This is a genomic window from Rheinheimera sp. (genome assembly GCF_020217005.1).
GTDB lineage: Bacteria > Pseudomonadota > Gammaproteobacteria > Enterobacterales > Alteromonadaceae > Pararheinheimera.
Window position 1 is genome coordinate 1 of sequence record NZ_JAIWOI010000088.1, and the last position, 10,000, is coordinate 10,000.

At 48.0% G+C, this 10,000-nt stretch carries 8 protein-coding genes; 1 reads left to right on the forward strand and 7 read right to left on the reverse strand.

Annotated elements, in window-relative coordinates:
• Positions 1-271 precede the first annotated feature (271 nt).
• From parC to nudF, 7 genes are all read right to left on the reverse strand, one after another.
• Entirely contained in the window at positions 272-2,542 is a 2,271-nt protein-coding gene (gene parC / locus LDL40_RS04285) for a DNA topoisomerase IV subunit A (RefSeq protein ID WP_300993909.1), read from the reverse strand.
• Between the two features lie 12 nt (positions 2,543-2,554).
• A complete protein-coding gene (locus tag LDL40_RS04290) occupies positions 2,555-3,988 on the reverse strand; it encodes a hypothetical protein (RefSeq protein WP_300993910.1) in 1,434 nt (477 codons plus the stop codon).
• Between the two features lie 30 nt (positions 3,989-4,018).
• Positions 4,019-5,914, reverse strand: a complete 1,896-nt coding sequence (gene parE / locus LDL40_RS04295) for a DNA topoisomerase IV subunit B (protein WP_300993911.1) — start codon at positions 5,912-5,914, stop codon at positions 4,019-4,021.
• Between the two features lie 221 nt (positions 5,915-6,135).
• Positions 6,136-6,705: a YqiA/YcfP family alpha/beta fold hydrolase gene (locus LDL40_RS04300; protein WP_300993912.1), complete on the reverse strand. Its 570-nt coding sequence runs from the start codon at positions 6,703-6,705 to the stop codon at positions 6,136-6,138.
• Positions 6,706-7,518: a metallophosphoesterase gene (locus LDL40_RS04305; protein WP_300993913.1), complete on the reverse strand. Its 813-nt coding sequence runs from the start codon at positions 7,516-7,518 to the stop codon at positions 6,706-6,708.
• Positions 7,476-7,919, reverse strand: coding sequence for a DUF1249 domain-containing protein (locus tag LDL40_RS04310; RefSeq protein ID WP_300993914.1), 444 nt, complete (start codon positions 7,917-7,919; stop codon positions 7,476-7,478). The genes LDL40_RS04305 and LDL40_RS04310 overlap by 43 nt, the downstream gene beginning before the upstream one ends.
• A 43-nt stretch (positions 7,920-7,962) precedes the next feature.
• Positions 7,963-8,598 carry an ADP-ribose diphosphatase gene (nudF, locus tag LDL40_RS04315; protein ID WP_300993915.1) on the reverse strand — a complete coding sequence of 212 codons (636 nt, stop codon included), beginning with the start codon at positions 8,596-8,598 and terminating at the stop codon, positions 7,963-7,965.
• A 115-nt stretch (positions 8,599-8,713) separates the two neighbouring features.
• Between nudF and tolC the strand changes: the two genes are divergently transcribed.
• Positions 8,714-10,000, forward strand: a 1,287-nt coding sequence (tolC, locus tag LDL40_RS04320; protein WP_300993916.1) for an outer membrane channel protein TolC, incomplete at its 3' end; no start/stop codon positions are given.

Sequence of the window (10,000 nt, forward strand, 5' to 3'; positions counted from 1 at the left end):
TGCGCCTTCCCGCCCCAATCACATAGTGAACTATGCTCCTGGGGTCGTGCTGACTTGTCGCCTCGCTGCAACGCCAATTACTTAGGGGAAATAAGTCGTACTTGACGCTGCAGCTTTGTTGACTGCGCCTTCCCGCCCCACTTACATAGGGAAAATAGGTTGTGTTTGACGTTTAAAATAGACGGCGGGGATAGACCCCGCCCCTACAATGAACAAATCTAATTACTGTAGGGGCGACCTTTATGGTCGCCTGCAAAGCAAGCCCAAGGGTCTATTCCGAGGTATCGCCAGCCACTTCACCTGTAAGCAGCTCGTCAATCCGCTGCAAACCCCGGGGTAACTTGTTACCACGACGGCCACGTTCCCCTATGTAATGAGCTAAGTCGTCCACCTTGATGGTCATTTTGCGTTTACCAGCTACTAAAGTCACAGCGGTAGCGGCAGGCACAACAGTCAGTAGTTTCAGGTACTCTTCGCGACTGGCGGCACGGGCTGATGGAATAGACAAAATCTTATTGCCTTTACCTTTGCTCAGCTGCGGCAAATCGGCCACAGGGAATACCAACATCCGGCCTTCGGTGCTGATGGCGACCACTAAGTCCGTTTCCGGATTTTTGATCGGGATAGGCGGTAGTACTTTGGCACCGGTCGGCAAACTTAATACCGCTTTACCTGCTTTATTACGGCTGACTAAATCGGCAAAAGTACCGACAAAACCATAACCAGCATCGCTGGCCAATAATAACTTCTGGCTGTCTTCGGCCATCAGGACATGCTCAAAAGTTTCACCTGCCACCAGCGTAAAGCGGCCTGTCAGTGGCTCGCCCTGACCACGGGCTGAAGGAAGATCATGGGCTTCTGCGGCAAAGCTGCGCCCGGATGAGTCGATAAAAGCGGCGTATCTGTTGCTGCGACCCATAGCAGCAGCTTTAAAACCATCCCCTGCTTTGTATTGCAGGCTATTACCGTCGACATCATGGCCTTTGGCGCAACGCACCCAGCCTTTTTCCGACAGAACTACAGTCACAGCTTCGCTTGGCAGTAATTCTTTTTCGCTTAAAGCTTTTGCTTCTTCACGCTGCACTATGGGGCTTCTGCGGTTATCACCGTATTTTTCAGCATCGGCCAGCAGCTCTTCTCGGATCAGTTTGGTCAGCTTTTTCTCTGAACCTAAAATACCTTCTAAATAATCACGTTCTTTTTCCAGCTCAGCCTGTTCGCCACGGATTTTCATCTCTTCAAGCTTAGCTAAGTGACGTAATTTTAATTCCAGTATGGCTTCAGCCTGGCGTTCAGAAATGCCAAAGTGCGACATCAATACAGGCTTTGGCTGGTCATTTTCACGGATGATTTTGATGACTTCATCAATGTTCAAAAAGGCAATTAATAAGCCTTCTAATACATGCAAACGATCCAGCACTTTATCTAAACGGAACTGCAGGCGACGACGCACTGTATCGCGGCGGAATAACAGCCATTCAGACAAGACTTCCAATAAGTTCTTCACTCGTGGCCGCTGATCCAGGCCCAGAATGTTCAAATTCACTCTATAGCTTTTTTCCAAATCCGTAGTGGCAAACAAATGTGCCATTAGCTGTTCCACGTCTATGCGGTTTGAACGTGGCACTATGACGATTCGGGTTGGGTTTTCGTGATCGGATTCATCGCGCAAGTCACTGACCATAGGCAGTTTTTTCGCGTTCATCTGAGCTGCTATCTGCTCCAGCACTTTTGAACCTGAGGTCTGGTGCGGCAACGCAGTGATGATAATGTCGCCGTCTTCCATCTGGTACAGAGCACGCATTTTAATGCTGCCACGGCCTGTTTCATAAATAGCCTGTAGCTCATGCGCAGGGCTGATAATTTCTGCGTCAGTTGGATAATCGGGCCCCTGAATATACTGCATTAAATCGGGTACTGTGGCTTTGGGGTTATCCAGCAAATAAGCTGTGGCATTAGCCACTTCACGGGCGTTGTGCGGTGGGATATCAGTCGCCATACCTACGGCTATACCAGTGACGCCATTGAGCAGAATATGAGGTAAACGCGCTGGTAAAGTGCGGGGCTCTTCCATAGTGCCGTCAAAGTTTGGCACCCAATCTACAGTGCCCTGTCCCAGCTCGTTCAGTAAGACTTCGCTAAAACGTGATAACTTGGCTTCGGTGTAACGCATAGCTGCAAAAGACTTTGGATCGTCCGGCGCACCCCAGTTACCCTGGCCATCCACCAGTGGATAGCGATAAGAAAACGGCTGCGCCATCAACACCATAGCTTCGTAACAGGCGCTGTCCCCGTGAGGGTGGAATTTACCTAAAACATCACCAACAGTACGGGCGGATTTTTTGTATTTTGCCAGATGAGATAAACCCAGCTCTGACATCGCATAAATAATACGACGCTGAACCGGTTTTAAACCGTCGCCTATAAAAGGCAAAGCCCGATCCATAATGACGTACATCGAATAATTCAGGTAGGCTTCTTCGGTGAAACGCCGCAGCGGCAGCTGCTCTGTCCCCTCGTTGGAAATCATAATATCTGTCATTTTTAGCTTCCGTTAACCCGCTTGATTCTGTTGTTTTTCAAGCGCTTTTGCCTGCAACTGGGCCTGCATTTGCACTTTACGGCGCGCCAGTTGCCATAGCAGTAACACCAGCAAAACTAAACTGGTACAGCCAAAGAGCCCAATCCATAACCACTGGTTTTGTCTTTTGCGTTCGGCTTCCTGCAGGCGCAGCGCCTGTAATTCATTGTCTTTGGCCAGCAATTCGTTTTGAGCTTGCTGGCGCTGTGCATCAAAACCTAAGCGCAGTTTTTCGACTGACAGCTCATGCTCTTTATTGCGTAATTTGTGATAGCCATTAAAAAACTGATTCAGATCTTCGTAGGCCTTTTGATAGCGGCCCGAATCTGCTTCCAGCCTGGCCTTTAATTTCAGGATCCACAGCTGACTGGACTGATTGCTGCTGTTGTCCTCTTTACTTAAGCTTTGCTCAGCCTGAGCCAATTCCTGGCTGGCTAGAGAAATCTGTCCTAACTCGCGGTAAATCAGTGCTTTTTCATAGTGATGCATCGAGTTTTGGTAGGTCGACTGCAAACCGGGCAAATACTGTTCCGCTTTTTCTATGTAGGCTAAAGCGGCGTCCAGTTTATCGCTGTCTTTACTGGTAGACGCCAGACCCAGATAGGCAAAATACAAATTGGCCTGATCCTTTTGTGCTATCGCCAGTTGCAGTAACTGATCATAACTTTGCATCGCCTTGTCGTATTGCGCCAGGTAGCTGTAACTTCTGGCTAAATTGAACAACACATCCATTTTGTCTTTTTGCCAGCCCAAGGCGTCATAACCGGCAATCGCCTTTTCCATAAAGTCGATGGCTTCTTTATCAAAACCCAGTCCAACATAAAGTAAGCCAAGCTCCGCATTCACATAAGCCAAAATTTCCGGATCCTTCAGTAGCACAGCTCTATCGTAGCTGCTTTTAAGCAACACCAAAGCATCCTGAGATTTATCTTCTATGCTGTAAATAGCGGCAATATTAATGTCGGCTTCAATATGCAGCTTTTCCGCTTTTAACTCTGCGGCCAAAGCTGAAGCCTGCAGATAGTAGTGCAAGGCTTGCTGATACTGAGTTTGCATCTCAAGGGCAAAACCTAAGTTATTCCAGAAATCTATAGTGGTTAAATCCCGGCGGTCACCCAATAAAGCCAGACCACGTTCAGCCACTTCCTGCTGTTGCTGATGTCTTCCCAGGCTTTCATACACGTCGGCCAGCTGCAATAAGTACTGCACCTGCACCTCGCTGGACCAGTCACCGTAAGCGGCCTTTTGCTGTTCCAACAGCTGCAGCATTTGTTCTGGTTGCTGAGCTTTTTGTTGTTTTACCTGCAGCAGCCAGTCCGGCAGCAGTTCTTCTGCCTGCACGTCAGCGGCACAGCAAAGACTCAGGCCACACAAAAGGACCAAAGCACGCAGGTGTAATTGTTTCATCTGTAATCCTTTGCTGAAACAGGCCGGAAGCTATACCGCTACTATAGCGCGGTCGCCTTTCATCTCCAGCCAATCTTTTCTGTCTGTTGCCCGCTTCTTCGCCAGCAACATATCCATCATTTCCATGGTCTGCACTAAATCATCTATGGTGAGCTGTACTAAACGTCTGGTGTTTGGATCTATAGTGGTTTCGCGCAGTTGTAATGGGTTCATTTCACCCAAGCCTTTAAAGCGCTGCACATTAATTTTGCTGCGTTTTTTCTCTGCTTCTAAGCGGTCCAGAATGCCTTTTTTCTCGTCTTCATCTAGTGCGTAAAATACTTCTTTGCCGCAGTCGATACGATACAAAGGCGGCATGGCGACATAGATATGACCGGCTTCCACCAGAGGGCGGAAATGGCGCATAAACAAAGCACAGAGCAAAGTGGCAATGTGTAAACCGTCTGAGTCGGCGTCGGCCAGAATACAAATTTTGCCATAACGCAGTTGGCTTAAGTCTGCTGAGTTCGGGTCCATGCCAATAGCAACCGAAATATCATGCACTTCCTGCGAGCCAAGAATTTGTTCAGACTCCACTTCCCAGGTATTCAGGATCTTACCGCGCAGCGGCATGACCGCCTGAAACTCCCGATCCCGCGCTTGCTTGGCAGAACCGCCTGCAGAGTCCCCTTCGACAAAAAACAATTCAGTGCGGTTTAAATCCTGTGATGAACAGTCGGACAACTTGCCTGGCAAAGCCGGACCTGCCGTGACTTTCTTACGGATAATTTTTTTGGCAGCACGCAAACGCTTTTGCGCGTTGTTGATACAAAACTCAGCCAGTTGCTCAGCAATATCTGTATGTTCGTTCAGCCATAAACTAAAGGCGTCCTTCACCACACCGCTGATAAAAGCCACGGCCTGACGGGATGACAGTTTCTCTTTAGTCTGACCGGCAAACTGAGGCTCCTGCATTTTTAACGACAGGATATAACTACAGCGATCCCAGACATCTTCCGGTGTTAATTTAATGCCTCGTGGCAACAAATTACGGAATTCACAAAAATCGCGCAGTGCTTCTAACAAGCCCTGACGTAAGCCATTGACATGGGTCCCGCCCTGAGCCGTTGGGATCAGGTTGACATAACTTTCTGTCACCAACTCGCCACCTTCAGGTAACCAAAGCACAGCCCATTCAACAGCTTCGTGGCTGGCGCTTAAGCTGCCGACAAAAGGCTGCTCAGGCAAAGCAACCATGTCTTTGACGGCATCCATTAAGTAATCACGGATACCGGCCTGATAACACCATTGGTAACTCTGGTTGTTGACCTTGTCGTCAAATTTTATCGTCAGGCCCGGACACAATACAGCTTTGGCTTTGAGCACATGCAGCATGCGGCTGACTGAAAACCTGGGCGAGTCAAAATAGTCCGGCGCTGGCCAGAAACGCACTCGGGTACCTGTATTACGTTTACCTACAGTGCCGGTGATAGCCAGCTCAGACACTTTATTGCCATGCTCAAAAGCGATTTCATAGACATTGCCATCCCGGCGCACTGCCACATCGACCCGACTAGACAGGGCGTTGACGACAGAAATACCCACACCGTGCAAACCGCCTGAGAACTGATAGTTTTTATTGGAGAATTTACCACCTGCATGCAGACGGCAGAGGATCAGTTCAACACCAGAAACCCCCTCTTCAGGGTGGATATCCACCGGCATACCACGACCATTGTCTATGACTTCCAGCGACTGGTCTTCATGCAGGATCACATGCACTAAGTCGGCATGGCCGGCTAAAGCTTCATCGACGCTGTTATCTATAACTTCCTGCCCCAAATGGTTGGGGCGGGTGGTATCTGTATACATACCAGGACGGCGCTGCACTGGCTCCAGGCCTGTCAGCACCTCAATGGAATCGGCGTTGTATTGCTGGTCTGTCATAGGGCAAACATCACTTCTCTGAATCACTCGTTTAATATCCCCGTCGTACTTGAAGCTGGCAACTTTGTTGACTGCGAACTCTCGCCCCAGCCACATAGTGAACTATGCTTCCGGGGTTTGCTGCTCCTGTCGCCTCACTGCAACTCCAATCACTTAGGGTATACATATCTGCTCTGTGCAGTTACTTCAAATGGGATAGAACTGTATTAACAAACAGTGTTTTACTCTAATTGGCAAAACTTGACAATAGCGGGCAGGCAATTGGCATAGCCCTGATAACTGTGATCGCCACCAGGTTGCACATCCACTGTACAACCTGCATAAAACTGCAGCGCTTTGCGGTAATCCAGCACTTCATCCCCTTGCTGCAACAGCACCAGATACCGGTCTAAAGCTGAAGGCTTGCACTCAAGTTCAGCTAGCAGCGGCATATGCTGCGCTTCAACTTTAAAATCCTGTTTCAGCACCGGATGATGATAAGTTCCCAAATGCTGACTTAATAGCTCATAAGGGGCCACAGCTGGATTAATCAGGGCGGCATAACAGCCGGTTTTTTCGGCCAGATAAGTGCCTAAAAAGCCCCCCAAAGAACTGCCAATCACCGCATCAGGACGACGGCCATTCAGTGCCGTTTCTATAGCAAGGAGAGCTGGTTTTGGTGTGTAAGGCAAATCCGGCAGCAGCAGCTCAACTTCGGGCAGATGCTGCTGAAAAAAAGCTTTGGTGATCAAGGCCTTTTCGGATAAAGATGAGCTGGCAAAGCCATGTAAGTAGACTACAAGTTTAGACATTTACCCTTCCAGAAATTGCCAGCGCACTGCGTTATCCGGCTTGGCATTGGCATGAAAAATCCATTCGATATAACCAGGACGAGCAGCGACAGGCTGATAGTCCGGTGTCAATAAAAACTGTACAGAGCTGGCAGGACAGCCGACCAACTGAATACCTTGTTGTAATTTGGCGTAGGCATAATGGCAATGACCATGAGCCACACCTTTGATCCGCTGATCTGAGCCGATAATCTGCCACAAGGCAGCCGCATCCAGCTGAATATGCTCATCAATAAAACTGCCCAAAGGACTGATATGGTGATGGCAAAACAACCAGACAGCTGCATCCTCAGAATAAGACGACAATTGCTGCCGTAACTGCTGCTGCCTTTTGTGGTCAAAATAACCGGCCGGTGTTGGCCCTTTGCTATTGAGCAAACACAAACGCCAGTCGCCAAGATGTACTTCAGTCTCAGCACAAAAAGGTCTGGCTGCAAAAACCTGCTGCATCAGGTCTATGTCATCATGATTGCCGGGCAAATAAAACACCGGACACGGCAGATGACTGAACAAATCTGCGATCAGTTGATAAGAAGCCAGACTATGATCCTGAGTCAGATCGCCGGTTAAGATCACCGCATCAGGTAAATTTGCTTGCAGTGTGGCCAGCAGCTGTTGCAACTGACGATAAGGTTTCACACCACAAAACCAGCCGTCCGGTTCGGCCACTAAGTGACAATCAGAAATTTGTACCAGTCGATAGACCTCTTGTGGTTTAAACATCAGCGCCATCAGGCTAAAAGACCAGTGTTCTGATAACCACGGCGTGAACACAAATTCAGCCAGTCGCGCAGCAGCAAGTTAATCTGCCTTTTTTCATCCGGCAGCAACATATCGACATTAGGGTAACTGTATACAGCTTTAAACTGCCGGACTTGTTGGCATGCCAACACTTCAGCCAGGCGGGCATCGTGATACAAACGCACCTCAAATCGCGGTTTCATCCAGCCTGTCATCGACTGGCTAATCAGCTCAATACTGACGGTGGTTGTGTATTTACATAGCTCCAGCAATTCGACCTGATAACTTTCGCTGGCATTGATATGAATAAGACAACGTTGGCCCTGACGCTGATTACCCGGCAGGAAAAAACGCAACTGCGCATAATTTCTCTCACATAAACTGAGGAAATCCGGCAGATACGGCACATAACGTTTTCTGGCCAGGTTTGGCATACCAGCTACTTAACCTCTTAATACTAGTGTTTGGTGGCGAAAATTAGTCAGTCCAGCGAGCTTTGACCTGCTCCAGATTCAAGGCTAACCATTGCAGGGCTATGACAGTAGCCGCATTATCAATTTTGCCCTGGTGCAGCAGCTGCATCGCCAACAGGCGCGGTAGGCTATGAACTTTAATATCTTCCTGCTCTGAAGCCAAGCCATAAACCCCGCTTTTTACCTGATGCCGCAGTCGTGCCAACACTAAGTAAATACGCTCTGTACTACCACCCGGGCTACTTTGATAGCTAAGCATAGGCCAGAATTCACTCAGCTTCAGGCCGGCTTCTTCTTCTGATTCACGTTGAGCTACCTGCTCCACAGTCTCACCCGGCTCAATCATGCCTGCTATGGCTTCGAGCAACCAGGGGCCATTTGGATTCTGTAACGCCCCTATCCGGAACTGCTCTATCAATACCAGACTGTCATTTTCTACATCATAGGGCAGCACTATCACAGCATGGCCCCGTTCAAATAGCTCACGCTTTACTTCAGTACTCCAGCCGCCGTTAAATAATTTATGCTGAACTTTGTAGCTGTCTATCCGGAAAAAACCCTGAAAAACTGTGCTCTGGTCGAGTATTGTTACATCAGCAGACTGAAAGGATGGATAATTTTCTGGCTTGAAATCAGACATTTGAAGACTCACATTCTGTTACACTTGAAGCTATGTTGTTTACGCTTTAATCATTACTTAGTTAATACCAACAAGGTATTATTGGTTCACTTTCGCAAACTATGGACTTTCGGTTATGAAAAAAACCTTGTTAGGCACGTTGGTAGTCTCAGCACTGGCTCTTTTGAGTGTGCAAGCGAATGCCGAAAATTTGCAAACCATTTATCAATTAGCCACCAAAAAAGACCCGCAAGTCTTAAAAGCTGCTGCAACCCGTGATGCAGCCAAAGCCGGTATCGATGTATCTAAAGCCCGTTTATTACCGCAGGTGAATTTCAGGGCCGGTGCAACTCACTCTTTTGGTGATGGTGTCAGCAACAGCGGTAATATCTATGATTCTGAAAGCAACAGAACCTCCGCAAGTATCAACTTAACACAGTCGCTGTTTGACTGGAGTCGTTACGAAAATCTGTCTATTGCTGAAAAAGCCGCAGTACAAGGCCAGACGGCTTATGATGCCGCCATCCAAACCTTAATAGTACGGGTGTCCCAGTCCTACTTTGATGTATTAACAGCAGACGATAACTTAAGTTTTGTTGTGGCTGAAAAACGCGCTATCGAACGTCAGTTGGAACAAACCAAACAACGTTTTGCTGTAGGTTTAACAGCTATCACTGACGTACACGAAGCGCAAGCGCAATACGACAGTGCTGTTGCCCGTGAAATCAGCGCACAAAATGATTTAGAAACAGCCCGTGAATTTTTACGTGAAATCACAGGTGAGTATCATTCACAGTTGGATCCATTAAATACAGCCCGTTTCAGCACCAGCCAGCCTACGCCTAACAATCCGCAAGATTGGGTACAAACGGCGCAAGACAATAACCTGGAGCTGAAAATTCGCAAGCTGTCGTTAGATATAGCTGAGCACAATATCCAGATAGCTCAATCAGGTCACTACCCTACTTTAGATTTGGAAGCCTCAACAGGCCTTGAGAACAGTAACGGCAGAAACAAAGATACAGGTGAAGGTGCAAACTCGCCTCGTACAGACAGCAGCTCTATTGGCATTAACTTAATAGTGCCTATATATTCTGGTGGCGGTACTGTTGCCAATGAAGAAGTGGTTCGTGCTAATTATGTAGAAGCGGCTGAAGATTTAGAACTGAGCCACCGCAGTGTGATCCGCCAGGTTCGTAGCAACTACAACAATGTAGGCGCTTTGATCTCAAGCACCAAAGCATTGGAACAAGCTGTTATTTCTGCAGAAAGTGCTTTAAAAGCAACAGAAGCAGGTTTTGAAGTAGGTACCCGTACTATTGTTGACGTATTACAAAGCACCCGTAACCTGTTTGATGCCCGCCGTAACCTGTCCAAAGCACGTTACGACTACATTCTGTCTGTTTTAGCTTTAAAACAAGCA

Coding starts and splice junctions, on each gene's coding strand:
- parC (WP_300993909.1), bottom strand. CDS start 2,542: ATGACAGATATTATGATTTCCAACGAGGGGACAGAGCAGCTGCCGCTG.
- LDL40_RS04290 (WP_300993910.1), bottom strand. CDS start 3,988: ATGAAACAATTACACCTGCGTGCTTTGGTCCTTTTGTGTGGCCTGAGT.
- parE (WP_300993911.1), bottom strand. CDS start 5,914: ATGACAGACCAGCAATACAACGCCGATTCCATTGAGGTGCTGACAGGC.
- LDL40_RS04300 (WP_300993912.1), bottom strand. CDS start 6,705: ATGTCTAAACTTGTAGTCTACTTACATGGCTTTGCCAGCTCATCTTTA.
- LDL40_RS04310 (WP_300993914.1), bottom strand. CDS start 7,919: ATGCCAAACCTGGCCAGAAAACGTTATGTGCCGTATCTGCCGGATTTC.
- nudF (WP_300993915.1), bottom strand. CDS start 8,598: ATGTCTGATTTCAAGCCAGAAAATTATCCATCCTTTCAGTCTGCTGAT.